The 25,892-nt window shown below is 62.2% G+C and carries 24 protein-coding genes; 11 read left to right on the top strand and 13 right to left on the bottom strand.

Annotation, left to right across the window (positions count from 1 at the left end):
- Positions 1-401 (top strand): SCO family protein (locus AC04MI_RS13415; protein ID WP_476497968.1); only part of this gene is annotated, 401 nt, incomplete at its 5' end.
- A 92-nt stretch (positions 402-493) separates the two neighbouring features.
- Here the strand turns inward: AC04MI_RS13415 and AC04MI_RS13410 are convergent.
- The 5 genes from AC04MI_RS13410 to istA all read right to left on the bottom strand — a co-directional run bounded on the left by AC04MI_RS13410 (position 494) and on the right by istA (position 6,285).
- On the bottom strand, positions 494-1,534 hold the full coding sequence (locus AC04MI_RS13410; protein WP_436077675.1) for a Bug family tripartite tricarboxylate transporter substrate binding protein: 1,041 nt from the start codon (positions 1,532-1,534) through the stop codon (positions 494-496).
- 115 nt (positions 1,535-1,649) lie between these two features.
- Complete coding sequence (gene rpoH, locus AC04MI_RS13405; RefSeq protein ID WP_476497967.1) at positions 1,650-2,591, bottom strand: RNA polymerase sigma factor RpoH; 942 nt, start codon at positions 2,589-2,591, stop codon at positions 1,650-1,652.
- Between the two features lie 899 nt (positions 2,592-3,490).
- The gene (locus AC04MI_RS13400) at positions 3,491-3,883 is read right to left on the bottom strand and encodes a hypothetical protein (protein ID WP_436077676.1); all 393 of its coding nucleotides are present in this window, start codon (positions 3,881-3,883) and stop codon (positions 3,491-3,493) included.
- A gap of 82 nt (positions 3,884-3,965) precedes the next feature.
- A complete protein-coding gene (istB, locus tag AC04MI_RS13395) occupies positions 3,966-4,769 on the bottom strand; it encodes an IS21-like element ISThsp10 family helper ATPase IstB (protein WP_116750439.1) in 804 nt (267 codons plus the stop codon).
- A complete protein-coding gene (istA, locus tag AC04MI_RS13390; protein ID WP_288852525.1) occupies positions 4,759-6,285 on the bottom strand; it encodes an IS21 family transposase in 1,527 nt (508 codons plus the stop codon). The genes istB and istA overlap by 11 nt, the downstream gene beginning before the upstream one ends.
- A gap of 444 nt (positions 6,286-6,729) precedes the next feature.
- On the opposite strand from istA, the gene AC04MI_RS13385 reads away from it, so the two are divergent.
- The 4 genes from AC04MI_RS13385 to AC04MI_RS13370 all read left to right on the top strand — a co-directional run bounded on the left by AC04MI_RS13385 (position 6,730) and on the right by AC04MI_RS13370 (position 11,061).
- Positions 6,730-7,083, top strand: coding sequence for a hypothetical protein (locus AC04MI_RS13385; protein WP_436078473.1), 354 nt, complete (start codon positions 6,730-6,732; stop codon positions 7,081-7,083).
- A gap of 1,349 nt (positions 7,084-8,432) precedes the next feature.
- Positions 8,433-8,882: a hypothetical protein gene (locus tag AC04MI_RS13380; RefSeq protein WP_436078472.1), complete on the top strand. Its 450-nt coding sequence runs from the start codon at positions 8,433-8,435 to the stop codon at positions 8,880-8,882.
- Between the two features lie 1,029 nt (positions 8,883-9,911).
- Positions 9,912-10,118, top strand: coding sequence for an LPS translocon maturation chaperone LptM (gene lptM, locus AC04MI_RS13375; protein ID WP_436078470.1), 207 nt, complete (start codon positions 9,912-9,914; stop codon positions 10,116-10,118).
- Positions 10,119-10,233: 115 nt separating this feature from the next.
- Positions 10,234-11,061, top strand: a complete 828-nt coding sequence (locus AC04MI_RS13370; protein ID WP_015012654.1) for an oxygen-binding di-iron domain-containing protein — start codon at positions 10,234-10,236, stop codon at positions 11,059-11,061.
- A 65-nt stretch (positions 11,062-11,126) separates the two neighbouring features.
- On the opposite strand, the gene AC04MI_RS13365 is transcribed toward AC04MI_RS13370, so the two are convergent.
- The 5 genes from AC04MI_RS13365 to AC04MI_RS13345 all read right to left on the bottom strand — a co-directional run bounded on the left by AC04MI_RS13365 (position 11,127) and on the right by AC04MI_RS13345 (position 17,307).
- Positions 11,127-11,783, bottom strand: coding sequence for a protein-methionine-sulfoxide reductase heme-binding subunit MsrQ (locus AC04MI_RS13365; RefSeq protein WP_146869892.1), 657 nt, complete (start codon positions 11,781-11,783; stop codon positions 11,127-11,129).
- 61 nt (positions 11,784-11,844) lie between these two features.
- Positions 11,845-12,849, bottom strand: coding sequence for a protein-methionine-sulfoxide reductase catalytic subunit MsrP (msrP, locus tag AC04MI_RS13360; protein ID WP_476497966.1), 1,005 nt, complete (start codon positions 12,847-12,849; stop codon positions 11,845-11,847).
- 182 nt (positions 12,850-13,031) lie between these two features.
- Positions 13,032-14,381 (bottom strand): c-type cytochrome biogenesis protein CcsB, encoded by a 1,350-nt coding sequence (gene ccsB / locus AC04MI_RS13355; RefSeq protein ID WP_476497965.1) that lies wholly within the window; start codon positions 14,379-14,381, stop codon positions 13,032-13,034.
- Positions 14,378-16,531, bottom strand: a complete 2,154-nt coding sequence (locus tag AC04MI_RS13350; RefSeq protein ID WP_476497964.1) for a cytochrome c biogenesis protein ResB — start codon at positions 16,529-16,531, stop codon at positions 14,378-14,380. The genes ccsB and AC04MI_RS13350 overlap by 4 nt, the downstream gene beginning before the upstream one ends.
- Before the next feature lie 146 nt (positions 16,532-16,677).
- Positions 16,678-17,307 (bottom strand): c-type cytochrome, encoded by a 630-nt coding sequence (locus tag AC04MI_RS13345; RefSeq protein WP_015012649.1) that lies wholly within the window; start codon positions 17,305-17,307, stop codon positions 16,678-16,680.
- Positions 17,308-17,379: 72 nt separating this feature from the next.
- On the opposite strand from AC04MI_RS13345, the gene yihA reads away from it, so the two are divergent.
- Both yihA and AC04MI_RS13335 read left to right on the top strand, forming a co-directional pair.
- Positions 17,380-18,135, top strand: a complete 756-nt coding sequence (gene yihA, locus AC04MI_RS13340) for a ribosome biogenesis GTP-binding protein YihA/YsxC (RefSeq protein WP_260666368.1) — start codon at positions 17,380-17,382, stop codon at positions 18,133-18,135.
- A 50-nt stretch (positions 18,136-18,185) separates the two neighbouring features.
- Positions 18,186-19,094: an alpha/beta fold hydrolase gene (locus AC04MI_RS13335; protein ID WP_436078468.1), complete on the top strand. Its 909-nt coding sequence runs from the start codon at positions 18,186-18,188 to the stop codon at positions 19,092-19,094.
- A 48-nt stretch (positions 19,095-19,142) separates the two neighbouring features.
- On the opposite strand, the gene AC04MI_RS13330 is transcribed toward AC04MI_RS13335, so the two are convergent.
- Together AC04MI_RS13330 and AC04MI_RS13325 are read right to left on the bottom strand one after the other, a co-directional pair.
- Positions 19,143-20,024 carry a lysophospholipid acyltransferase family protein gene (locus AC04MI_RS13330; RefSeq protein ID WP_476497963.1) on the bottom strand — a complete coding sequence of 294 codons (882 nt, stop codon included), beginning with the start codon at positions 20,022-20,024 and terminating at the stop codon, positions 19,143-19,145.
- Complete coding sequence (locus AC04MI_RS13325; RefSeq protein WP_436078466.1) at positions 20,021-20,884, bottom strand: lysophospholipid acyltransferase family protein; 864 nt, start codon at positions 20,882-20,884, stop codon at positions 20,021-20,023. Before AC04MI_RS13325 ends, AC04MI_RS13330 begins: the two co-directional genes overlap by 4 nt.
- A gap of 132 nt (positions 20,885-21,016) precedes the next feature.
- Between AC04MI_RS13325 and metK the strand changes: the two genes are divergently transcribed.
- The 3 genes from metK (at position 21,017) to AC04MI_RS13310 (ending at position 23,168) form a co-directional block, all read left to right on the top strand.
- A complete protein-coding gene (gene metK / locus AC04MI_RS13320) occupies positions 21,017-22,198 on the top strand; it encodes a methionine adenosyltransferase (RefSeq protein ID WP_476497962.1) in 1,182 nt (393 codons plus the stop codon).
- Positions 22,199-22,481: 283 nt separating this feature from the next.
- Positions 22,482-22,667: a DUF1328 family protein gene (locus AC04MI_RS13315; protein ID WP_056060124.1), complete on the top strand. Its 186-nt coding sequence runs from the start codon at positions 22,482-22,484 to the stop codon at positions 22,665-22,667.
- 42 nt (positions 22,668-22,709) lie between these two features.
- Positions 22,710-23,168: a hemerythrin domain-containing protein gene (locus AC04MI_RS13310; protein WP_436078465.1), complete on the top strand. Its 459-nt coding sequence runs from the start codon at positions 22,710-22,712 to the stop codon at positions 23,166-23,168.
- 19 nt (positions 23,169-23,187) lie between these two features.
- On the opposite strand, the gene AC04MI_RS13305 is transcribed toward AC04MI_RS13310, so the two are convergent.
- Positions 23,188-24,429 (bottom strand): diguanylate cyclase, encoded by a 1,242-nt coding sequence (locus AC04MI_RS13305; protein WP_476497961.1) that lies wholly within the window; start codon positions 24,427-24,429, stop codon positions 23,188-23,190.
- Positions 24,430-24,990: 561 nt separating this feature from the next.
- On the opposite strand from AC04MI_RS13305, the gene AC04MI_RS13300 reads away from it, so the two are divergent.
- On the top strand, positions 24,991-25,892 hold a 902-nt coding region (locus tag AC04MI_RS13300), incomplete at its 3' end, for a bifunctional nicotinamide-nucleotide adenylyltransferase/Nudix hydroxylase (RefSeq protein WP_476497960.1).

The raw sequence follows: 25,892 nt of genomic DNA, 5'->3' as shown, positions 1-25,892 counted from the left end.
GCTACACCCAGAGCCCCGACGTGTGTCCCACGTCGATGCAGGAGCTGGCCGAGGTCAAGCAGATGCTGGGCAAGGACGCAGGCCGTCTGCAGGGCATTTTTGTAACGGTGGACCCGGAGCGCGATACGCCCGAAGTGCTCAAGGCCTACATGGCCAACTTCGACCCGAGCTTCTTGGCGCTGCACGGCACACCCGAGCAACTGGCCGCCGTCGCCAAGGACTTCAAGATCTATTACAAGAAAGTTGATGGCAAGACGCCCACCAGCTACACCATGGACCACTCTGCAGGTAGCTACGTGTACGACCCCGCAGGGCGCCTGCGGGTCTACAACCGCTATGGCAGCGGCGCACAGGCCCTGGCGGCCGATGTGAAGGTGTTGTTGGCCGAGGCCGGGGGCTGAGCCCCTCCAGCCCCTGAGTGACCCGGGGCCTGTGTCAGGCCGCCGTTATGCGAGGCACTGTGCGGCCCCGCATGAGTTGATGCTCTTGGGCCTTATTCGGCCTTGATGCCCCGCATCGCAATCACGCCGCCCAGCAGATTGGTGTCGGCCTTGATGCGGTTGGCCAAGCCTTCGGGAGACGAGCCCACCGTTTGCCACCCCTGCTGAAACAGCTTGCTGCGCACGTCTTCGCTGCGGGCGATCTCGCTGATCAGCGCGGCCAGCTTGGCCTGGATGGGCTTGGGCATGGTGGAAGGCGCTGCGAAGGCGTTCCAGATTTCCAGGTTGAAGTTGCTGATGCCTGCCTCGGCCAGGCTCGGCACCTCGGGTGCCAGCGGGCTGCGCCCGGAGGAGGTCACGCCGATCGCGCGCAGCTTGCCCGCACGCACCTGGGCCTGCGCCAGCGCCGGGGGCAGCAGCGCCATCTGCAGCTGGCCGCCCAGCATCGCGTTGGCCACCTGCGGATAGCCAGGGTAGGGCACATGCACGGGGTTGATGTTGCTGCGCGCCTTGAGCAGCTCGGTGCCGATGTGGCCCACCGTGCCCACGCCTGGCGTGCCGTAGCTCCACTTGTCACCACCATTGCGTGCTGCCACGAAGAAGTCGCGGGCACTGCTGTTGGCGGCCACGCCGGGCTGGTTGACGGGTGCAGTCAGAATCAGCGGTGAGGTGCCGATCAGGCTCAGCGGTGCCAGGTCCTTGATCGGGTCATACGGAACCGCCGGGTTCAGCAGCTTGGCAATCGTCATGTTGCCGTTGATCATCAGCCCGATGGTGTGATCGTCACGGGCCTTGGCCACTGCGTCGGCGCCAATGTTGCCGCCTGCGCCCACCTTGTTGTCCACAATCACGGGCTGGCCCAGGGCCTTGGACAGGGGCTCCGAGAACGTGCGTGCCGTCAGGTCCGGCGACGAGCCCGCAGGAAAGCCCACGATGATCTTCAGCGGCTTGGTGGGCCAGGCCAGCGAAGTGGGCGCAGTGGCAGCAGCCTTGCCGGCGCTTTGCGCCAGGGCCCAGGGGGATGCGGCAGCCAGCGCGATCAACAGCGAAGCACGGCGGGAAACACGGCCAGGAAAGGCGGGACGTGAGGGCATGGGGTGCAATCTCCTTGAAGAATATTCGGGGGCCCAAACGACGCGGGGCCCCAGAACTGGGGCCCCGCGAGGCAACTTCTGCAGCAGGGGATATTAACCCCGCTGCCCGGACCGGTCAGGCGTATTCGGCCAGSGCCTTYTTCATCTTCTTCATGGCMGCSACTTCGATCTGGCGAATGCGCTCGGCGCTCACGCCGTACACCGCCGCCAGGTCGTGCAGCGTCATGCCGCCSSWRCCGTCGTCRTTGACCTTGAGCCAGCGCTCTTCSACGATGCGGCGGCTGCGSTCGTCCAGGCTGGCCAGTGCGTTGGCAATGCCGTCGGTAGCCAGGGCGTCACGTTGGCGCGACTCGATCATGGCCGTGGGCTCGTGCGATGCATCGGCCAGGTAGGCAATGGGGCCAAACGCCTGCTCGCCATCGTCGGCGGGGGCCGGGTCCAGCAATACGTCGCCACCCGCCATGCGGGTTTCCATTTCGATGACTTCTTCGCGCTTCACATTGAGCTGCGCGGCCACGGCGTCGATCTCATGGTCCGACAGGGTGTCGCGGTGCGTGGCGGCATCGGCGGCTGAGGCATCGGCCTTGAAGCCCTGCTTCATGGAGCGCAGGTTGAAGAACAGCTTGCGCTGSGCCTTGGTSGTCGCSACCTTGACCATGCGCCAGTTCTTCAGGATGTAYTCGTGGATCTCGGCCTTGATCCAGTGCATGGCGTAGCTCACCAGGCGCACGCCCTGGTCGGGGTCGAAGCGCTTGACGGCCTTCATCAGGCCCACATTGCCTTCCTGGATCAGGTCGCCATGGGGCAGTCCGTAGCCCAGGTACTGGCGTGCAATCGAAACCACGAGGCGCAGGTGCGACATCACCAGCCGGCCGGCGGCGTCCAGATCGTTGTTGTCCTTGAGCTGGCGTGCGTAAGTCTGCTCTTCTTCGTGCGTGAGCAGGGGCAGGCGGTTGACGGCCGAAATGTAGGCGTCCAGATTGCCCAAGGGGGGCACCAGCGCCCAGGGATTGGCGGGCGCCAGAGACATCGTCGCGGTTCCAGATTGAATGTTCATTCCGGGAATCCTTTCCTCTAAGCCATGATATTAGCACTCTCTCTGATTGAGTGCTAAGCCCGGAGTTCCCGTCGGGTTGCTCATTGATACCGTTGGACTTTTTTGAGTCAAATTGCTGTCGATTCCACTCGAGTTTTGTATTTTTCTCATTGAATTTTGTATTATTCAGATACCCTAAAGTTCACGCAACTATTTGATTTTTAAAAGAAATTTCAGTTTCCCCCAAAGCGACCCGTACTGCCCATGTCTACTTTTTTGGGCAAAAACTCCGATAACGTGGCCCCGCCCTTCCGGGCAAGGTTTCGGATGCCGAAGGCTTAGAGGCATGGCACAGCGGCTTAGGATAAGTTGGTTGGTGTAAGTGCTCGCTGACTTTTGGTGCCTGATCAACGGCTGACAGCTTGAGAGGATTAGGCCCCTTCCATGTATCTTCGGATGGTGCATCGTCGGTCGCTCTTTCCATCACTAACGAACTATGTGTTCGTCAGGAGGAAGCCTCCCCCGGCGTTCAAGTTAATGGTGCGCGACCGTCAGGTCTAGGCTGCTCAGAGACATTCGAGGCTGGCAGTCCGAGCGGCTGCTTCGATTGGTAGCCACCATTCGCAGGGCGGCGGCGCATACGGCCGCTATGCTTCCGAGACCGGCCGCTCGGCTGTTGGCTACCACGAACCGATTTGAGCGGCCGGTTCGGCGCCGGTCGACAGGTTGAAACCGACCCCTATGCGTAGTTCTTAACTATGGCGAGTTCGCGCTTGGCTTCACTGGCAATGTGAAACGCCCCATTGAACATGACGACGGAGCCCCTCATCAGCTCAATCCGCAATTGGCCACCCGGAATGTCGGACCAAGGCCGGATCTGGCGCAGAACATCGTCTGCTGTCGTGATCGAGCGATCGCAATCAGCGAGGTTCGAACACCGGCCGGTGATTCCGCTTGAACTGCTCCAGGCCTTCGACGCGGATCCGATCAATCCAGGCATCAGCTTGCATGCCGGACGCGCCCAGGTCGATGGCCGCCTCGCGCATCAGGTGAAGTTCCGTGCGCAATGTCGTCGGCATGATCCCCTGATCGTCGGTATTGACGGTCACAGGGATGGCGCCGCGCCTCAAGCCGAAGCGATTGCACGGACCGCCTTGTCTCAGATCGTCTGGGTTGGGCGGATTCCAGCGCAGCAGGGGGTGTTCACGATAGGAGTTCAGCGGGCCGATGTAGACATTGGACGTCGGGTTGGCTTCCAAAACGAGGCCGAGCTGCTCGTACTCGTCCAGGAGATGATCCTGGAGCGCTTCCATGAATTCGACTGTTGATTTCCACGCAAACCTAACCCACCATTTCCATCTCGATCTGACCCACCCTGGTTCGTGAACTTCACGCTCACGTTGTGGATAAGTTCTTGGTCGCCTTCTCCTTCTTGGTGGTCTGTGGTGGTTGCTGTGCGGAGCTGTTCTTGAACCTGTAGCTGTCGTTGCCGGTTTCCAGAATATGGCAGTGATGCGTGAGCCGGTCCAGCAGTGCCGTGGTCATCTTCGCATCTCCGAACACATTGGCCCACTCGCTGAAGCTCAGGTTGGTGGTGATCACGACGCTCGTGCGCTCGTACAGTTTGGACAGCAGGTGGAACAGCAAGGCTCCTCCAGAGGCACTGAATGGCAGGTAGCCCAGCTCGTCCAGAATCACCAGATCGGCATAGGCCAACCGGTGGGCCAACTGTCCGGGCTTGCCGTTGGCCTTCTCCTCCTCCAACGCATTGACCAGTTCCACCGTGGAGAAGAACCGCACCCTGCGGTGATGGTGCTCGATGGCTTGCACCCCGAGGGCTGTGGCGATGTGGGTCTTGCCCGTCCCCGGTCCACCCACCAGCACCACGTTGTTGGCGTCCTCCAAGAATTCACAGCGGTGCAGCTGGCGCACCAGCGCCTCGTTCACCTCACTGTGGCCGAAGTCAAACCCAGCCAGGTCCCTGTACGCCGGGAACCTGGCCACCTTCAATTGGTAGGCCACCGAGCGCACCTCCCGCTCGGCGGTCTCGGCCTTGAGCAGTTGGGACAGGATGGGCTGTGCTGCATCAAAGGCCGGTGCACCTTGCTCGGCCAGCTCAGCGACAGCCTGGGCCATGCCGTGCATCTTGAGCTCGCGCAGCATGATCACGATAGAAGCGATGGCAGGGTCATGACGCATAGCGCACCTCCCTCAATTGGTCGTAACGACGCACATTGGCTTGGGGTTCCACCGCCAGCTTGAGGGCCTGCGGCGATGTGACCGGTGCTGGAGCGGGCTTGCCGTCCAGCAAGCGGTGCAGCACGTTCAGGATGTGCGTCTTGCTGGCAGCCCCTGACTCCAGTGCCAACTCCACTGCAGCGAGCACAGCCTGTTCATCGTGGTGCAGCACCAGTGCCAGTACCTCCACCATCTCCCGGTCGCCGCCGGGTTGCTTGAGCAAGGTGGCCTGCAGTCGCTTGAAGGCCGCTGGCAGTTCCAGGAACGGCGCGCCATTGCGCAAGGCCCCGGGCTTACGCTGCAGCACCGCCAGGTAGTGGCGCCAGTCGTACACTGTCTGTCCCGCACCATGGTGGTTACGCTCGATCAAGCGCTGGTGCTCGCACACGATCTGGCCTTCGGCGGCAATCACCAAGCGATCCGCGTAGACCCGCAGGCTCACGGGTCGGTTGGCGAATGGCGCCGGCACGCTGTAGCGGTTGCGCTCGAAGTGGATCAGGCAGGTGGGAGAGACTCGCTTCGTGTGCTCAACAAAGCCATCGAAGGGACGCGGTACCGGCATCAAGGCAGCCCGCTCCGCGGCCCAGACATCCGCAACGGTACCCGGCAGCTTGCCGTGCTCGATCTCGTGCCACAGGGCCACACAACGCTCCTGAAGCCAATCATTGAGCTCCACAAGGCCAGGGAATGGCGGCACGACCTGCCACAGGCGATGGCGGGCATCGCGCACGTTCTTCTCCACTTGGCCCTTCTCCCAGCCCGACGCGGGATTGCAGAACTCGGCCTCGAACAGGAAGTGGCTGACCATGGCTGCAAAGCGCGCATTGACGTCGCGCTCCTTGCCACGGCGCACCCGGTCTACGGCGGTGCGCATGTTGTCGTAGATGCCACGGCGGGGTACACCGCCCAGGACTACGAACGCATGGTTGTGGGCATCGAACAGCATCTCATGCGTCTGCAAGGGATAGGCGCGCAGGTAGAACGCTCGGCTGTGGCTGAGCTTGAAGTGGGCTACCTGCAGCTTGGTGCGCACGCCGGCGAGAACAGCCCAGTCCTCGCTCCAGTCGAACTGGAAGGCCTCACCCGGACCGAAGGCCAAGGGAACGAAGGTGCCGCGCCCGGTGGTCTGCTGCGCCACGAGGCGCTGCTCTTGCCAGATCCGGGCGAAGGCCGCTACGCGGTTGTAGGAGCCGCCGTAACCGAGCGCCTGCAGATCGATGTACATCTGCTTGACGGTGCGCCGCTGCTTGCGTGAGCGCCCCGCCTCGGTCTTGAGCCAGCCCGAGAGCTTCGATGCGAAGGGATCGAGCTTGGAAGGACTGACTCGCTTGGCGTAGTGCGGCTCGGCCTCGCCTGCGCGCAGGTACTTGCGGATGGTGTTGCGCGAGAGGCCCGTGCGGCGGGCGATCTCCCTGATGGACAACTGCTCTCGCAGGGCCCAGCGCCTGATGACACTCAGTGTTGCCACGTCTATCACTCCTGGTCTCCTGCTGCTCAGCAAAGCAGCAGGTTAGGGTTAGTACGTGGATCAGATTTAGATGGAAATCCTGGCGGTTAGTGGGTCACTTCTGCGTGGAAATCAACAGCGACACATTCAAATCTTCGTATGATTTACCTTGCAATCACCTCAGAGGGCCTCGCTCAAGCGCTGCGTGTAGCGAAGAATGATGACGCGGTATGGTGTGGTGCCGATGCGATTTCAGAGACAGCATGGGCCGCGTTACCCGCGCCGAGTTGCACTCGCTTTGTTTACGAGTTAGGGGATGGAGTTTTGGTGGATGACGCTGTTAGCACCATCGAAGAGCATCACCCCGGGCAGACTATTTGGATCGAGGCGACATCTCCTCCATGACCTGGAGCGGCCAGAACCGGTCGTTCGCCAGTCCGTCAGAACCCTCCGTGAGCCCTCATTCAATAAGCTATGAACCGCTGGACTCCAATTTCTCGTGACGAGCTGGAGGGGCTATTGTCCGATCAGCTCGCCAAGTGCTTACAAGAACACGCTGAACAGTTTGCCCGCTTTCGCGTCCCATTTCGCATCGCATCGGTCATGCGTGGCGGTGTGAGCGAATCAGTATTTATCGTGGCACAGCTTGGGCAAGTAGCCATCTACTACGAAGACGTTGAAGAAGGGTTCAACGTTTCAGAGGTCGCATCCGACGGCTCCCTCATCACCCCCGGGTTCGAGCAGTGGACTATCACCGATGCAATTCAACACCTTCTCGCCCTCTCTCACGATAGCGTTCGGAGCGAGCCTGATACTGCCCGTCGTTGACAGGCAAAGCTCGGCCAGAAGCAGCCTTGGGTCTAAAGAATGAAACCACAACTTCGGATCAGGGTCAGCACCGTGCTGCTAAGCGTAGGCTTGCTTCTACTGCCTTGGTCATCAACGCTGCTCGCAACCCCCAAGCTCCCTGCATCTATGAATGGCATCCAGCATTTTGTGAACGGCATGATTCTGGATGTTGGGCCCCTGTTGTTTTGCGTGGCTTTTTTCATCGCCTCAGGCCTTCTCGTCGCTGCAATCTGGCGGCGGCAATGGACATGCGCAAGCCAGTCAATTGCTGAAATGTCAGCCAGTGTTCTGGCTTTCAGCGCAGTTCCAGCCTACTAATTCAGCGCCTCATCGACCTTGAAATGGAACTAGTTCTGACGTCCGCTATGGGCCCAAAGCAGACATTAGCCCGAAGGTCAAAGGTCCCTGTGAAGCTGAACTTCTGCACCAATGCGCTGCAACGAAAAACACATTGCATCAGCATAACGATCGTCGGAAAGTAGTACCTGTAGTGGCTGGCGGGCGGCGACCGCGCTAATTAACGGCGATGGAACTAGATTCGACATTTCAAAGAGTGGTCTAACGTAAAGGTGACCGGCACGTTAGGTCGCATGCTCAGTAGCCTCCGATCAGAGCAATGCCCAAGCTGATCGCGGCGATCGGAAGCAGGACTAGCCCGACATACCACCCGTATCGCAGCACTTCACAGAACCGAACGAAGCCTTCGTCGCCGGTCTGCGCGTAAGAGCGTTCTTGCAAGAACGTTAGCACGTGGTTTCCGGGCGAAGTGCGCCGCAGCCAGATCCAGGCCTCTGGTTCGCCCCAGTGTTCCCACACTAAGGGATAGCGCCGCCTGAGCAAGAGCGCCATAGCGCTGGTCCCAACACACAGCAGGACCAACGTGCCGAATGCTACGTATGCCAGAACAGACGCAATGGTGCTCATGCGATCTAACGTAATGTAGACCGCACCAAGCCGCAGGCTATATCTGGCGCTTGCGGTCTAAATTGGCGCGAAAGAAGCACGGAAAGGGGCTTGTAGCCTAGCTTGACGGCGCATTTTCTGTACGAAAATACAGTACCAAATTCAGCCATGAAACCCGCCTCCCCTCCTGTGTTGCGCGCCACACGGTTGCTGGATTTGGTCCGTGAGCGAATTCGTTCCAAACACTATAGCTTTGCGCATGGGGCTGTGCCACGCCATGGAGTCGTTCATCGTCAAACGACGGCTTTGTGGCTGTGCACTGACCAACTGCTCTGGGCCCACAGCCGTCCTTGATAGCTTCCCAAACCTGCCTCTGCGGGACTGGTTAAGCTCCATCACTCATCCTAGAAAGAACTTCTCAGGTCATGTCCCTAAAGGATTTCCCCCTCTCTTGGCGTTGGACGGACGAAAAGTACACACCAATCCCGCTTGACGTTCTTTTACGAATCGAGCCGCTGGAATTTGCATTGTCGGATGCACTATTTGAACAATCTCTAGCCTTCAATGGAACAGATGGCCTGAATCAGAGCCTGTTCTCGATCAAGTGCCTAGAAACCAGCGACATCGACCCCATTCACGCTACGAATTGGCTGTTAACTTGCCATGACGATAAGGAGACACGCGTCTTCCTTTCTTGGGGGCCAAGGACTGCGATTTCGACAACCTGGGGAATATTCGCGCACTACTGGGATTCGTTCTGTTATCCCGCCAGTGATGACCTCACCGTCTGGTCAGAAAGTCTCGATTGGGTCTTCGCCTACCAGCACAGGGAATTGATGCAATTCGGCAAGCGTCAGAAGCTCGATTCACCTTAGCGTGACTGTCTGCTTCTGGCCGTATGTTGCCAAGCCTCGATCACTCTACCTACCGGCGAGCTTGAGGAGCGCGGGACCAAACATGAAGGCGCCGATTAGCAAGATGACTGGTACGCCAATAGCAAACCAGATCATCAATCGTCCCTCCCTCTTGAAATGGTGATTGACGCTCTTGGCGCTGTCAGTGGAGACTGCTTCTTCGTGGGACTCGTTCGTGTTGTTCAAGAAATGCTTCCGCAACGATTCATCTGACTGCTATTGGCCGAATTCTGCCCGACGGCGAGGGACGCTACCGGGCCCAGAGCAGACAATGCACACGCTCCTGAGCGGTCATTCCATTTTCGTCATCTGCTCGAACCCAGTGAGAAAAACGAGGGGTATTCAGTTGGCGCACTTAAAGTTTCGTACACCCACGTCAAGGGCGGCGGTGACGGAGGCGCAGTTTGGTCAGTCAAAGACCGGACGTGTGAAAGGTAGGCGCCTGCAAATTTGGTACCGTCGATGAGGATAGATGTCCCGGAGCACATCGTGACGGTGCCTTCGGGCCCAGCTATAAAAATATACGAAAGTGCTGGGAACAATGGAATTCCGCAGTCCCCTGAACCCCTACCTGAATAGATCTGGGAAGGCGGAGGCGTCGATGCCTTGATGACTTCCAACAATCTGTAACGAGCAACATACCCCGGCCAGCCTTGCGGCTCTTTCATATCGCTGGTTTCATCTGTTGCGATAACTTGAGCCACGACGATAAAAGTGGCATCTGCAACGCGCTCCGATGTTGATATAGCTTTGTTGCACGAGCACGCAAAAACACTTTCAGCAAGGCCCAGCGTTAAAGCAACCACCGACATGACCATTCGGACCCATGTCAATTTGAGGTGAGGGTGGCTCATAAAACGTATGTCTTCTTTTGGCCGGTAGCCGCCAGTGCTGCTGCACTATTATTTTGATGCTGTCGCGTTTAAATTGATTGACCGCTTCCCGAGTCCATGAGCCATCGCTAAGACCGTCGAAAAGTACAATTTGCGCATGTTGAAAGCTCCCCAAATTCTAGTCAGGACGCTTGTCCTTGCTGCCAGTGCGGCAGCCCTCTTCGGCTGCGGTCAGCGGGGGCCGTTGTATCTGCCCACCGGCCCTGCGGCAAGCCAGCGTGCCACGCTACCGCAAACACTCACCCCGGGCAACGACGCCAGCGGTGCGCCAACGCCCGCTGCCACCGCCTCCCAGCCACGCTGACGCACGCAGCCGCCTGCGCAGGATCGCCAGGCAATGCGGTTTCGCTTGATTTCCATCAAGCACAAAGCTTAGGGGTACTCGTACAGTCTGCGCTTTATTGCACCGCAGGATGGCCATGGCCCTGGAACTCTACCGCGACAAAAATCATGCTTGCCTGATGTTCACCGACCTCATTGAGGAAGATGGACAGGCCGTGCAGGCCAATCAGTTCCTGATCGTGGACGACGACACCGGCGCCATCATCGACCCGGGCGGCAACCTCGCTTTCAACGAGCTGTTCATGGGGATGACCAAACATTTCCCGCCGCACAAGCTGTCGTACCTGATCGCCTCGCACGCAGACCCGGACATCATTGCCTCGCTGGACCGCTGGATGACCAGCACCAAGGCCAACCTGGTGATCTCGCGTGTCTGGGAGCGCTTTGCACCGCACTTCACCAAGGTGGGCAAAACCGAAAACCGCGTGATCGGTGTGCCAGACGGTGGCGGCCACCTGCCCCTGGGACGCCATGAACTGGTGCTGCTGCCTGCGCACTTCATGCACTCCGAGGGCAATTTCCACTTCTACGACCCGGTCAGCCGCATCCTGTTCACAGGCGACCTGGGCGTGTCGATGATGTCGGGGGCCGAGGCCCGTGTGCCGGTGACTGACCTCAAGGCGCACATTCCGCGCATGGAGGGGTTCCACCGCCGCTATATGGTGTCCAACAAAATCCTGCGCCTGTGGGCACGCATGGCCCGGCAGCTCGACATTGCCATGATCGTGCCGCAGCATGGTGCCCCGATCATGGGCAAGGAAGCCATTAGCGACTTCTTTGAATGGATCGAGAACCTGATGTGCGGCATCGACCTGTTCGATGACCGCGCCTACCAGATTCCCACCGCGTACATCGACCCTGTGACCCGGCAGATGCGCCCTGCGCTGCGGGCAGTCAATGGGTAAGTACTGGTCAAATCGACTGCAAGCGCTACAACTATATGCCCAATAAGCTATAAATTTAATAGCATTCAACTTCCCGGAGATCCAGCGGCTGTCCGTCTTGCCGCTGCACCACCCGGTGCAGCCGACCGCTTTTGCAGTCGGTGCCAAAGCCTCCACCCCAGCAGCGCGCCGAGGATGGCGGCATAGATGGCCACTTCACCAAAATTGTTCTTGCCAGCACGCATCCAGAAAAAGTGCAGCACCGCCAACCCTGCCACCGCATACACGGTGCGGTGCAGCGCCTGCCAGCGTTTGCCACCCAGTGCCTTGATCGCACGATTGAATGACGTGGCGGCCAGCAGGGCCAGCAGCACCAGGGCCAATGTACCCACCAGAATGAATGGCCGCTTAGCGATGTCGTGCAGGATGTCCGGGATGTCAAAACCCATGTCGAACCAGCTGTAGCTCAGCAGGTGCAGCACGCCATAAAAAAACACGAACAGCCCCAGCATGCGCCGAAACCGAGCCAGCTGAGGAGTGGAGGTGATGACGCGCAGTGGAGTGATGGCCAGCACCAGGCAGAGCGCCCGCAGTGTCCAGTCACCGGTTGCCCGGATCAATGCCTCTGCAGGGTTGGCTCCCAGCTGGTTCGCCACCGCCGCATAGACCAGCCATGCCAGCGGCAACAGGCACAACACAAACACCGCTGGCTTGGCGACGGGGTGGAGCAGTAGTTTTCGCATCGCGATCAAGAGAAGACCACAGCCTCATACACCGCCAACGATGGCGCCGAGACCAGGGCCATCAGTAGAACTTCTTGAGGTCCATGCCGGCGTAAAGCTGGCCAACCTGGGCTTCGTAGCCGTTGAACATCAACGTCTTGCGCTTCTTGGCAAACAAGCCGTCTTCACCAATGCGCCGCTCGGTCGCCTGGCTCCAGCGGGGGTGGTCCACATTGGGGTTCACGTTGGAATAGAACCCGTACTCCTGCTGGGCCGCCTTGTTCCACGCGGTGCCTGGTTCCTTTTCGACAAAGCGGATCTTCACAATGCTCTTGGCGCTCTTAAAGCCGTACTTCCAYGGCACCACSAKRCGCACCGGYGCRCCGTTCTGGTTGGGCAGCACYTCGCCGTACATGCCAAARGCCAGCARMGTSAGMGGGTGCATGGCYTCGTCCATGCGCAGGCCTTCSRYRTARGGCCAGTCSAGCACGCGCGAGCCSACGAAKGGCATCGTGGCCTTGTCGGCCAGGGTCACGAACTCGACGTACTTGGCGCTGCCCTGGGGCTCCACCCGCTTGATCAGCTCGGCCAGCGAGTACCCCACCCACGGGATGACCATGGACCAGCCTTCCACGCACCGCAAGCGGTAGATGCGTTCTTCCTGCGCGCTGAGCTTGATCAGGTCTTCAATGCCGTATTTGCCGGGCTTCTTGACCAGGCCCTCGACCTCCACCGTCCATGGGCTGGTCTTGAGGGTGTGCGCATTGCGGGCGGGGTCGGCCTTGTCGGTGCCAAATTCGTAGAAGTTGTTGTAGGTGCTCGCGTCCTTGTAGTCCGTGAGCTTCTCCATGGAGACCGCACCTGCCACCGCCGACTTGGCGCCCGCCAGAGGCGCCAGCTTGCCGGGACGCGTGACCGCCACCTGCTGCGCCAGGGCCTCACGGCCCGCCCAGGCCGCCATTGCCGCACCTGCGGCACCGCCTGCCATCAGCTTGAGCATCTGACGGCGGTCTTCATAGACCGAGCGGGGAGTGATTTCGGAGGAATGTGGGTGGTGAAAACCCGAATCGCGCGAGGGGATCAGCATKGTGGCTCCGGTGATGTGGGGTGAGACAGCTGCAGCGGTAGAGCAGAACAACTGTTAGTTCGTTCCCTGGACCGCTCAGGTTACACCGAAGACGCAATAGTTGTTGCGCGCCACCGAATGCCCGACATGCCTGCCGCGCCTGCCAACAATCTCGCGGGGAGTCGTTAGCAGGCCTTGAATCATCACAGCGTGCCGTAGCTGTGCAGGCCGCTCAGGAACATATTGACGCCCAGGAACGCAAACGTTGTCACCGCCAGGCCAACCAGCGCCCACCAGGCGGACACGGTACCGCGCAAGCCCTTCATGAGCCGCATGTGCAGCCACGCCGCGTAGTTGAGCCAGACGATCAGCGCCCAGGTCTCCTTCGGATCCCAGCTCCAGTAGCCGCCCCAGGCSTCGGCSGCCCAYAGCGCGCCGAGCACSGTGGCRATGGTGAAGAASGCAAAGCCSACCGCAATGGACTTGTACATCACGTCATCCAGAATCTCGAACGAGGGCAGACGCGCCGCGATGCGCTTGCGCCCCAGCAGGATGCCCGCAACGATCAGCGCAGAAATGCCGAAGTACACCATCCAGTAGCTGCCGCCATTCTCCGTCGCACCCTGGCGGAACACGATGGGCTCGAAACACAGCACCACGCCCAGCAGCCACAGCGGCGCCAGCTTGTACCAACGGGTTTCGGTGGCCTGCTSCTTGATGAGGTAGGCAAACGCCACCATGGCCGACAGCGCAAACGTGCCGTAACCGATGAAGTTGGCGGGCACATGCAGCTTCATCCACCAGCTCTKSAGCGCRGGSACCAGCGGCTGKATCTCRTGCGCWTYGCGCACCACGGTGTACCAGAGCAGGAAGCCCACCGCCGCGCTCACCACCAGCATCACGAAGCCGCCCAGGGCGCGCGTGTCGTACTGCTCTTCGTAGTACAGGTAGAACGCTGCTGTCATCCAGCAGAACAGCACGAACACTTCGTAGAGGTTGCTCACCGGGATGTGGCCGATGTCCGGACCGATCAGGTAACTTTCGTACCAGCGCACCAGGGTGCCAATGAGCGCCATGGCCACCGCCACCCACGCAATGCGCGAGCCCAGCATGCTCATGGTCTTGCCTTCGCCACGTGCAAACATCCCCACCCAGTAAAACGCCGTGCTGATGAAAAACAGCATGCTCATCCACAGGATGGCCGACTGGCTGGACAGGAAATACTTGAGGCCGAACACTGTGTCGGCCCGCGCCAAGCTGCCTGCCCCGTCTTGCTGGTACAGGCCAATGGCCATGAGCGCCACGGCCGCCACCACCAGCATCAGCACSCGCAGCGGGCGCCAGAACCAGCCCAGCCAGATGGTGCTCGGAATGGCGCCCAGCAAAATGCCTTTTTCGTAGACATCCATGAAGGCCCCGTAGCGCTGCAGCGCAYACAACGCCCCCACGGCCACGATGGCGGCAAACAGCCAGTCAAACCAGTTGCGGCGAGCGAAGAACCCCTCGTTCAGGGTGATCGTGGTGACGGTCGAGGAAGAAGTCGCGGTGTTCATGCGGTGCCTTCGCGGGGCGATGCCCCGATCAGTTTTTGTGCGAGCTGGACAAACTCCTGGTCGCCATCCATGGTCTTGCGGTTGGTGGACAGGGCCATGGTGGCGTGGGTGCGGCCATCCTGCGGAGCCACCCAGACCCACACGCGCCGCTCGCGCACGTAGAGCATGGCAAAAACGCCCAGGATCAGCAAGGCGCAGCCCAGATAGACAACATTCTTGCCAGGGGCTCGCGCCACCTGGAACACGCTGGCCTGGACCTGGGTGAAGTCCTTGAGTTCAAACGCCAGGGGTGCAGGGTAGATCTGCGCATCGCTGAGCGAGAGCACGGCCTGTGTCATGAAACCCCGGGTCTGCTCGTCCTGCGGCAATGGCGGAAGCCCCTCGCGCTGGCGCGACAGCTGGGCCAGCTCGAACAACGTGCCATTCAGAATGCGCACCAGGACCTCGCCTGCGCGCGCGCGTTCGGCCTCGGGCACATTGGCTTCCATGAAGTCCGACACGGCCTGCAGCCCGCCCGTGGGCTTGCCATCGACCATGCCCCGCCCCGCAAACAGCGCCAGCGCACGCACGGCCGACTGCTGCAATTGCTCGGCCAGCTCCGGGCGCGAGGCATCCATGGCCTGAGACACATAGCGGCGCACCGCCTGCTCCCGGGCCTGGGGGTCCGCCAGCGCAGCCTTCATGCGCATGAAACCATCCATACTGCCCTTGTCATCGGCCGGCACCCGCAGGTAGCGGAAGGGCTCTGCCGGAGACTCGCGCACACCGAGCAGGAACACCGGCACGCCGTCGCCGGTGTCCACCGGCAGCATGTAGTTATGGAACTCGCTGGCCTGGCCAGCCGCATCACGCAGCTTGTAGCTCACGCTGGGGCCCACATTGCGCAGTTCTTTTTTGGTGACGGTCTTGTTGGCTGCCCCCAGGCGCGACTCCACCGATTCGCGCAGGTCCACCTTGCGCACGTCTGCACCGCTGGCGCCAGGGCCGGCCCCACCAAAATTCTCGACGTTGATGGTGCGCAGCGCCGTGAACTCCAGCGTCAGCGTGTCGCTGCCGGGGCCGCCGCCCTTATTGGTGAGCTGCGTGGAGTTGCCCACCACCCCTTCGACATCGAAAGGCTTGGCTCCCGCCACCATGGGCACGGCACGCAGCTTGAGGTGCGAGCCGCCGTCGTCAAAACTCGACTGGTAAATCTCGATGCCCTTGTAGCTGGCCGGGTGGTTCACCTCGACGCGCGCGGATGTCTTCTCGCCCGTGGCCTTGTCGTGGATGATGATCTCGCTSGCGAACAGCTTGGGCATGCCGGTSGAGTAGTRSTCSACGATGAAYTTCTTGAGCTCGATCGMRAACGGCAGGTCCTGCAGCAACACGCCGTCGGACTGGCTCAGGATGGCGGTGCTCGACTGTGTGCCCTCAGCCACGAGCAGATTGCCCCGGAAGGTGGGGTTGCGCTCGGACAGTCGGTGCTCGGGCTTCACATCGGCGATCAGCCCGCCCCCAGTGTAGACCGACTTGCCGCCCAGCAGCATCTGCGCACGCACGATGAGGTCGCCATCCAGCAGGCCGCCCACACACACCAGCACGATGGCGCTGTGCGCTGCGATGTAGCCAATCTTGTTGGCGGCGCCAGCCTTGGCCGCCACCATCCAGCCGGTGCCTGGACCTGCGGCTGTGTCGCGCTGCTGCAGGCGCACCTTCCACCCGCCACCTGCCAGAAGTGTGCCAATGCGGCGTGCCTCGGCCTCGGCCGATTCGGGCAGATCGGCCTGTGCCTTGTGGTGGAACGCCTTGAGGCTCTGCTCGCGGATGTTTTCCTTGTAGGCCTTGAGGTCCACCAGGATCTTGGGCGTGTTGCGGGCAATGCACAGCGAGGTGCTGATCACCAGGAACGCCAGGATCAGCAGAAACCACCAGGCGCTGTACACCGCGTTGAGCTGGATGGCGCCGAACAACTCGGCCCAGAACGGACCGAACTGGTTGACGTAGTTGGCCGCCGGTTCGTGCTGCTTGAGCACCGTGCCGATGACCGAGGCGATGCAGATCACCGTCAGCAGCGAGATGGCAAAGCGCATGGAAGACAGCAGCTCGACCCCGGCGCGCAGGGCCTGGGAGCCGGACTTCATGCGAAGGCCCTGGGTGTTGTCGGACATGGGTGGGAGCGGTGTCTGCGAAGCGCGAAAGAAAAAGGGCGGGACCATCGCTGCGATGGACCCGCCCTTTTTGGGGTTGTTATTGGCGGTAGGTTCCGTGCCGCCCGGTCAATCAGGCCGGGTCATGACAAATATCAAGCAATCAATCAGCGCAGGCCGGCGATGTAGTCCGCCACGGCCTTGATTTCCTTGTCATTGAGCTTGGCAGCCACCTGGGTCATCTGGATGCTGTTGGCGCGCGAGCCGTCGCGGAACATGTTCAGCTGCGACACCGTGTAGTCGGCGTGCTGGCCCGACAGGCGGGGGTATTGCGCAGGAATGCCAGCGCCATTGGGGCTGTGGCAGCCAGCGCAAGCAGCGATCTGGCGGTCGGCAATGCCGCCACGGTAGATGCGCTCACCCATGGCCACCAAGTCCTTGTCCTTGGCRAAGCCGGCCTTGGCGGGCTTGGACGTGAGCCAGTAGGCGATGTTGCGCATGTCGTCATCCGACAGGGCCGTGGCAAAGCCCTTCATGATGGCGTTGTTGCGCTTGCCGGACTTGAATTCCTGCAGTTGCTTGACCAAGTATTCGGGGTGTTGCTGCGACAGCTTGGGGTTGGCCGCGATGGCCGAGTTGCCGTCTGCGCCGTGGCAGGCCGCACACACCGCAGTGAAGCTGGCCTCGCCCTTGACGAGATCCGGCTTGGCCGCTTTGGGTGCATCACCCGCTGCAAAGGCCGAAAAAACAGGTGCTGCCAGTGCGGCAGCCGTCAGCAATGAGGCGAGCAACTTCATATCGAGGGTGTGTGTTTATGTGCGCAAAACCTCGCGATTCTACAATGATGGTTCTTTCTCTCCCAACTCCCCATGACGACACCCCCCTCTGCGCCAGTTGCTGGCTCTCTCCCGCCCGCACCTGACGCCAAAATCGCCATGGGCTGGATGCACACCGCCAGGTTCCTGACCACCGCGGCGCAACTGCACCACCTGCCGCCCATCGACGTGCCCGAAATCGCTTTCGTGGGCCGTTCCAACGCGGGCAAATCCACCTGCATCAACACCCTCACCCAGCAAAAGCAGCTGGCATTTGCCTCCAAGAAGCCGGGACGCACCCAGCACATCAACCTGTTCTCACTGGGCAAACAAGGGGTGATGGACGCCGTGCTGGCCGACCTGCCCGGCTATGGGTATGCCGCCGTGTCGCGCTCGGACAAGGTGCGCTGGCAGCAGGTGATGGTGAACTACCTGGTCAGCCGCCCCGGCCTCACGGGCATCGTGCTGTTGTGCGACCCCCGCCTGGGCCTGACCGAGCTGGACGAGGCGCTGCTCGAAGTGGTGCGCCCCCGGGTCGAGGAAGGCCTCAAGTTCCTCATCGTGCTGACCAAGGCCGACAAGCTCACGCGCGCCGAACAGGCCAAGGTGCTGTCGATTACGCGACTGCACGCGGGTGGCGGCGAGGTGAAGATGTTCTCGGCCCTCAAAAAGCAAGGGGTGGATGAAGTGGCCCAGCTGCTGTGGCAGTGGGCGCACCCGGTGAAGCCCCTCGCCGAAGAGCCCCCTGCGGCTGCTGACAGCGTCAGCCCCACCCAGCCGTCATCCACCGGCGAATCGGAGTCCAACTAGCTGCAAGCGCAATCGTTTCATGCGCTGGCAGCTACAGAATGCATAGCACCATGATCCAAGATTGCCTTGTTGACCTCCCCCACGGAATCACCCTGCACTGCCGAGTGAGCGGCATCCCCGGGCGCCCGGTGCTGTTGTTCCTGCACGGATTCCCCGAAGGGGCCTTCATCTGGGACGAACTGCTGCTGCACTTTGCCCGCCCCGAGAACGGCGGCTACCGCTGCGTGGCGCCCTACCTGCGAGGGTTTGGCCCGTCCAGCAGCCCGCAGGCGGTGGATGCGTACCGCGCCAAGCACCTGGTGCAGGACCTGGTCGCGCTGATCGCCCACGAATGCCCCGGCAGTGCGCTGGAATGCCTGGTGGCCCATGACTGGGGCGGCGCCGTGGCATGGAACCTGGCCAACCAGCAGCCACAGCTGATGAAGCGCCTGGCCATCATCAACTCACCGCACCCCGGTGCCTTTGTGCGCGAGCTGTCGCACAACGCCGCCCAGCAGGCGGGCAGCCAGTACATGCATTTTTTGTGCAGGCCCGATGCCGAGGCCCTGCTGGCCGAAGACGACTTCCGCCGCCTGTTTGCCTTTTTCAACGCCCCGGACGGCAGCGCCCCCGCATGGCTGACCGACGAGGTGCGCGCCCAATACCGCGCCCTGTGGCAGCAAGGGTTGCACGGTGCCTGCAACTACTACCGGGCCAGCCCCATCCGCCCGCCGCGCGAGGGCGACCCCGGCGCCCAGGCCATCACCCTGCCCGAGTCGATGTTGACGGTGGATGTGCCTACGCTGGTGCTCTGGGGCATGGACGACCCCGCCCTGCTGCCCGGCTTGCTGGACGGCCTGCCCGGCTGGATCCCCCGGCTGCAGGTGCAGCAGGTGGAGCAGGCATCGCACTGGGTCGTGCACGAGCACCCCGAGCGCGTGGGCATGGAACTGCAGCGTTTTTTGCTATCTAAACAATAGCTATCAGCGCATGATGCACTAGCGCTTCAGGCCATTTTTGCTGATATTTCAGCGGGAATACACGGAGGGCTCGCCCTCCGGGCGGGTCTTGAAGCGCTTGTGCACCCAGTAGTACTGCTCAGGCATGGTGTCGATCACGGCCTGCAGCTCGCGGTTCATGCGTGCCGTGTCGGCCTCAGCGTCGTCGGTAGGGTAGTTGGCCCAAGCGGGCRAAACCTCGGCCACGTACCCGGTGGGCGTCATGCGCGAATACACACCCACCACCTTGGCGCGACCCAGTCGCGCAAACCGCGACAGCGACGGAATGGTGGCTGCCGTCACGCCATAGAACGGCACAAACACCGAATCATTGCGGCCGTAGTCCATGTCGGGCAGCAGGTACAGCAAGCCACCCTTGCGCAGGTTGGCGATGATGGGTTTGACGCCGTCCGAACGGTTGAGCATGCGCACATCGCCAAAACGCTGGCGCCCGGCCATGAACCAGGCATCCACCGCCGGATCAGGGTGGGTGGCAAAGATGGACGTGAATGCACGGCCGCTGCGCAGCGGCAAGGCCAGGCCCCCTGCATCCATGCCGTAGAAATGCGGCGCAAACAAGATGGTGGGCGTATCGCCCTCCAGCTCGTGCACCGCCCCGGTCAAACGCACACGCTGCTCCACCACCGAACGCGGCGCGGCCCACAGCCAGCTGCGGTCCAGCCAGGTCTGGCAGAACGCGACAAAGCTGGCCCGCGCCACGGCGTGGCGGCGCGCTTCGGTCCAGTCTGGAAAACACAGCGCCAGATTGCGCAACGCCACCCTGCGGCGGGGCGCCACCAGCACAAAGGCCGCCTGCCCCAGCAGCCAGCCCATGCCGCGCAACACCGGCAGCGGCAGCAGCGCCAGCACCCGCATGAACCACACACCCAAACGCCCTGTGAGGCCCTTCATGCGGCGCCTCCGGCGGCAGGTTCTGCCGGAGCCGCCTCGCCACGCGGCTGCTTGTAGCGGCCATAGCCCCACAGATATTGCTCGGGGCATTGGCGAATGAGGTGTTCCATGGCTTGGTTGATTTGCAGCACGGCCTGGTCCATCTGGTCGGACAGCGGCTGGGGCAAGGGTTCGAAATGCGTGACATATCCACGGCCCCATGGCAGACGCTCGCAACGCGCCAGCACCACGGTCGCGCCGGTCTGTTGCGCCAGGCGCACGGCCAGGGTCATGGTGTAGGCGTCGCGCCCAAAAAAAGGTGCCCACTGGCCCTGCCCCTCGGGCGGCACCTGGTCAGGCAGCAGCCCCACGGCCTCGCCCCGGCGCAGGGCCTTGATCATCTGGCGCACGCCCGCCAGCGTGGTGGGCACGGCCAGCATGCCGGGGCGGTTGCGCGCGGTCTCCATCACCTTGGCCAGCCAGGCCTGGCGTGCCGGGCGGTACAACACCGTGATGGGGCCACGCTCCGCGCTCCAGCGGCGTGCAGCGGCCTGTGCCGACAGTTCAAAACACCCCTGGTGCGGGGTCAGAAACACGATGCCGCGACCGGCTGCATAGGCCTGCTCCACACAGGCTTCGCCCGTGAGTGCGCAGGGCATGGTCGCGCCCATCCAAAGGCGTGGCAGCTCGGCCACCATGCGGCCCGCATGGGCCACGGCGGCGCGCACATCGCCAAACGCATAGCCCGCCAGCGCTGAGTTGGCGAGAAACCGGCGTCGGTAGGTGGGAGACGACACAAACGCCACCCAGCCCATGGCCGCGCCCATGATGTGCAGCAACCACAGTGGAAATACGGAAAAGAATCGGAAGACGACTGGCATTAAAATGACGGGGTCGCTGAGTTAAATGAGCAACTTGCAGGGCGACGTTAAAAAAATCTGCTAAAGCGTTCGCCAGATCTCCTTCGGGGTGAGGGCAACGCCCCAAATGCCGGAACACAGGAGTTTATTCAAATGGCGAACGACTTTCTCTTTACCTCGGAATCCGTCTCCGAAGGCCACCCCGACAAGGTGGCCGACCAGATCTCGGACGCGATTCTCGATGCAATCTTCAAGCAAGACCCCCGCAGCCGCGTCGCCGCTGAAACGCTGACCAACACCGGCCTCGTGGTGCTGGCGGGCGAGATCACCACCAACGCGCATGTGGACTACATCCAGGTGGCGCGCGACACCATCAAGCGCATCGGCTACGACAACACCGACTACGGYATCGACTACAAGGGYTGCGCCGTGMTSGTSKSSTACGACAAGCAGTCCAACGACATCGCCCAGGGCGTGGAYCACGCGWSCGACGACCACCTGAACACCGGCGCYGGCGACCAGGGCCTGATGTTCGGCTACGCCTGCGACGAGACGCCCGAGCTGATGCCCGCGCCCATCTAYTACGCGCACCGCCTCGTCGARCGCCAGGCCCAGYTGCGCAAGGACGGCCGCCTGCCCTTCCTGCGSCCYGACGCCAAGWSSCARGTGACSATGCGCTATGTSGAYGGCAAGCCCCACAGCATCGACACCGTGGTGCTCTCCACCCAGCACCACCCCGACCAGAGCGAAACGCAAACCAAGATGAAGGCCTCGTTCAMCGAAGCCATCATYGARGAGATCATCAAGCCYGTGCTGCCSAAGGAATGGCTSMAGRACACSCGCTACCTGATCAACCCSACSGGSCGCTTCGTCATCGGCGGCCCGCARGGCGACTGCGGCCTCACSGGCCGCAAGATCATCRTSGACACSTACGGTGGTGCCTGCCCCCACGGCGGCGGCGCATTCAGCGGCAAGGATCCAACGAAGGTSGACCGCTCGGCCGCCTACGCCGCRCGCTACGTSGCCAAGAACATCGTGGCYGCCGGCCTSGCGCGCCAGTGCCAGATCCAGGTGGCCTACGCCATTGGCGTGGCCGAGCCGATGAACATCACCGTCTACACGGAAGGCACCGGCGTGGTGTCGGACGAGCGCTTGGCCGCCCTGGTCCGCGAGCACTTCGACCTGCGCCCCAAGGGCATCATCCAGATGCTGGACCTGCTGCGTCCGATCTACGAAAAGACGGCAGCCTACGGCCACTTCGGCCGCGAAGAACCCGAGTTCAGCTGGGAGAAGACCGATAAAGCTGCTGCGCTTCGCGCTGYAGCGGGGCTGTAAAGCCCGCCGCGCGKCACGCGCGGCTTTCCGTACGTGGACGAAGCTCATATCGCGCCAGCGATGTGAGCACAGGCCAAAAGACCATCAGGGCCGCCCCCCCCAAGCCGCAACGCCCCGCGTTGCGGCTTTTCTTTTGGCGCTTCACCACCACCCGCCAGCGGCGCTCTCCTACACCCGCCGCCCGCTTGCACTGACGGCGCACGCCACAGGCCGCCGGTATCGTTCCTGCACACCCTTTCGCAGCCCCGCGCTGCCTCAACATCCACCGCAAGGAGCGACCACCATGCTGAAGTACGCCATCATTTTTGCCCTGATCTCCCTCGTGGCAGGGGCACTGGGTTTCAGCGGTGTGGCCGCAGGTGCAGCGGGCATTGCCAAGGTGCTGTTTGTGCTGTTCCTGGTGGTTGCCGTGGTGTTTGTGGTGCTGGCGGCCATCGGAGTGGGCGCCGCGCGCAAGGTGCTCAAGTAGTCCTGCACACCTTCGTCACTGCAACACAACACACAGCCCACCATGACCGATACGACCACCATCTTCGAAGCCCTGCGCGAGAGCCACGAGCGCCAGCGCGCGCTGTACGACGCACTGACCGACACCAGCGGCGACACGCCCGAGCGGCGTGACCTGTTCGAGCAACTCAAGAAGGAACTCGCCGCCCACGCCCAGGCCGAGGACCGCCACTTCTATGTGCCGCTGATGGCACACGACGCAGGCATTGATCTGTCGCGCCACGCCATTTCAGAACACCACCAGATCGACGAACTGGTGGAGTCACTGGAAGAGACCGAGCCATCAAGCCCTGCCTGGTTGCCGCTGGCCAAGAAGCTGGCCGAGAAGGTGGAACACCACCTGAAGGAAGAGGAGCACCGCTTCTTCCAGATGGCGGGCAAACTGCTGACGGAGAAGCAGAAAACCGCGCTGGCGGCAGATTACCGGGCGGACTATGAGGACGCCAAGGCCGCTACGACCTGAAGCCCCTCGCCAACGCGAATCAGGCGGCGTCTTCGGCCTGGATCACGCAGTTGCGGCCGCTGGACTTGGCCTTGTACAACGCTGTGTCCGCGCGCTTGATGAGCGCATGGCTGTCTTCCTTGTGGTCCCAGGTGKCCACGCCAAAGCTGGCACTGACATGGCCCACGGCGTCGAATGGCACCCCTGCAATGCGCGCGCGCACGGCCTCCGCCATCGCCATGGCAGCGTCTACCGGGGTTTCCTTGAGCAGGATGATGAACTCCTCGCCCCCAAAACGCGCAGCGCAGTCGGACGACCGCAGCAACTCGCGCACACGCAGCGCCGTGCTCTTGAGCACCACATCGCCAGAGTCATGCCCAAAGGTATCGTTGATGCGTTTGAAAAAGTCGATGTCGAACATCACCACCGACAGGCTCCCCTTTTTGATGCGGGTGTCGGCCATCTCAGTCTCCAGCCTCTCAAAAAAGCGCCGGCGGTTGACCAGGTCCGTCAGGAAGTCCTTGGTGGCGAGGTCTTCCAGCTTGCGGTTGAGCCGCGCCATGGGCTCAATCACCAGCGACGACAGCGACAGGTTGAGACCCACGAACAGCAGCACAAAGCTACCCACCAGCGCCGTCATCACGGTGTTGAAGGTCTGACGCGCCTTCTCCAGCGGGAAATACATGGGCACCTTCACCACCTGGATGCCGACCGTTTCGTTCATGCCCCAGCCAAAGCCGTTCTTGTCGCCATAGACCTTGAGCATGGTGGGTGGGGCCACGGCGGGCGTGCTGTGGCAGGCCATGCACTGCGGCTGCTTGATGGTGATGGGCCGTGCCACGTACATGGCACGGTGCATGCCCTCGCCAACCTCGCCGGTCACTTCCTTCTTGAGGTCGGCGCGGCCTTCGCGAAAGTCACTGATGATGCGCTCTTCCCACTCGTTGGCACGGTCGCGCAGGTTGGTCGGGTTGAGCACCGCCTCCTTGTATTCGTAACCGGGGAACCGGTTCTGCAGCCGGCGCAGGGTCTCCGTGGCGGCATAGGCGGGCACGGTCTGGGGCAGGAATTTTTCGGCCAGCGTCACGTCCAGGTGGGGCTTGACCAGCTCTGTCGTGTAGTCGCGGATCGCCATGGCCGCGTGCATCATGATCTGCGAGTTGTGCTGCACCTCCTCGATGGCAGACTGCTGCAGGAAGCGGTGCACATAGGCGCCCGCGCCCAGCACCGCCAGCAGCAGCACGCCAGCCAGCACCAGATTGAATTTGAGCCGCAACGACATGGATCTCCCTCGGTGGCCCGCGCACGGCGGGCCTGTTATTGGAGGTGCGGACACGCCATATTGGGCGCAGTCCCCCAGGTTCACACAGGTGGGCTTGCACGCCGCACTACGAGACCACAGCACGAAAAGGACGGATTCGCGCTACAGAAACTTTGCGCACAGCGTGCAAGCGGCGCATTGTCGCCACGTTTGTACGGCCCGGTCCATCGCTTTTTTGCCACGCTGCCCTGCACCCCCGCCCCATGCACGGGATGAACCGCCGGGTCGCACAATAGCGACTTCAGAGGCGGTTGGCAGCGCCGCCTATCTGCCGCCGCCAGGGTGCCCTGCGACGGTCATCCCCCCACCCACGACACTGGCTGGCGGTAAAATCACTACAAAAAAGATAGCTGCCAGCATATATACATCCAGCGCATAAAGCCCCATTGCTTGCTCGACCTGCTCCAACGCCGCCCCAATGCCCCGGTCAGCCCCTGGCATGCGAAGGCCACCGTGAGGACAGGGGCGGCCCCCACGCCAGCAACGCGAAGGGCCCTGAAGCGCACCACCAGCCGGAGACACATGGTCGACACCGCCATCTACATCGGACGTTTTGAGCCCGTCCACAGCGGCCACATGGCGCTATTGCAACGTGCACTGGACAGCGCCCCGCAGGTCATCGTGGTGATCGGCTCGGCGTGGCAGGCACGCTCGCCCAAGAACCCTTTCACCTGGCAAGAGCGCGAAGCCATGCTGCGCGCTGCCCTGCCCCCCGCAGAAAGCGCCCGGGTGCAGGTGCTGCCCATGCGCGACTACTACAACGAGGCCGTGTGGGTGCAGGCGGTGCGCAGGGGCGTGGCGCGCCTCACCGCCCCGGGCGCAAGCATCGGCCTGGTGGGCCACTTCAAGGATGCGACCAGCGGCTACCTCAGCGCCTTTCCAGGCTGGCAGCTCATTCACATAGAACGTCAGGGCCGCATCGACGCCACCGCCATCCGGGACGCGTACTTTGGCGCCACGCCCGCCACCGTGCGCGCCGCCGTGGCGCCGCTGGCCGCAGAGATTCCCGAGAGCACCATCGCCACGCTGGAGCACTTTGCGCAGACCCCACACTACCCCGCGCTGCAGGAGGAGTGGCGCATGCTGCGTGGTTACCGCCAGGCCTGGTCTGCCGCACCCTACCCGCCGGTGTTCGTCACCGTGGACGCCGTGCTGCGCTGCCAGGACCATGTGCTGCTGATCCGCCGCGCGCACGCACCCGGCAAGGGCCAGCTGGCCGTGCCCGGCGGCTTCATCGAGCAGCGAGAAACCGTGTGGCAGTCCTGCCTGCGCGAGCTGGTGGAAGAAACCCACTGCAACCTGCCCGAGGCCCGCATGCGCGCTGCGCTGCAGTCAGTGGCCGTGTTCGACCACCCCGACCGCAGCCAGCGCGGTCGCACCATCACGCATGCACACTACTTTGACCTGGGCGATGCGCCCTTCCC

Source organism: Acidovorax sp. LjRoot204 (assembly GCF_056175785.1).
The sequence above is the reverse complement of the archived record's forward strand: the minus strand, read 5'-3'. Positions and strand labels throughout refer to the sequence as shown.

Coding starts and splice junctions, on each gene's coding strand:
- AC04MI_RS13410 (WP_436077675.1), bottom strand. CDS start 1,534: ATGCCCTCACGTCCCGCCTTTCCTGGCCGTGTTTCCCGCCGTGCTTCG.
- AC04MI_RS13400 (WP_436077676.1), bottom strand. CDS start 3,883: ATGGAAGCGCTCCAGGATCATCTCCTGGACGAGTACGAGCAGCTCGGC.
- istB (WP_116750439.1), bottom strand. CDS start 4,769: ATGCGTCATGACCCTGCCATCGCTTCTATCGTGATCATGCTGCGCGAG.
- AC04MI_RS13385 (WP_436078473.1), top strand. CDS start 6,730: ATGAACCGCTGGACTCCAATTTCTCGTGACGAGCTGGAGGGGCTATTG.
- AC04MI_RS13380 (WP_436078472.1), top strand. CDS start 8,433: ATGTCCCTAAAGGATTTCCCCCTCTCTTGGCGTTGGACGGACGAAAAG.
- lptM (WP_436078470.1), top strand. CDS start 9,912: ATGTTGAAAGCTCCCCAAATTCTAGTCAGGACGCTTGTCCTTGCTGCC.
- AC04MI_RS13370 (WP_015012654.1), top strand. CDS start 10,234: ATGGCCCTGGAACTCTACCGCGACAAAAATCATGCTTGCCTGATGTTC.
- AC04MI_RS13365 (WP_146869892.1), bottom strand. CDS start 11,783: ATGCGAAAACTACTGCTCCACCCCGTCGCCAAGCCAGCGGTGTTTGTG.
- yihA (WP_260666368.1), top strand. CDS start 17,380: ATGACGACACCCCCCTCTGCGCCAGTTGCTGGCTCTCTCCCGCCCGCA.
- AC04MI_RS13335 (WP_436078468.1), top strand. CDS start 18,186: ATGATCCAAGATTGCCTTGTTGACCTCCCCCACGGAATCACCCTGCAC.
- AC04MI_RS13325 (WP_436078466.1), bottom strand. CDS start 20,884: ATGCCAGTCGTCTTCCGATTCTTTTCCGTATTTCCACTGTGGTTGCTG.
- AC04MI_RS13315 (WP_056060124.1), top strand. CDS start 22,482: ATGCTGAAGTACGCCATCATTTTTGCCCTGATCTCCCTCGTGGCAGGG.
- AC04MI_RS13310 (WP_436078465.1), top strand. CDS start 22,710: ATGACCGATACGACCACCATCTTCGAAGCCCTGCGCGAGAGCCACGAG.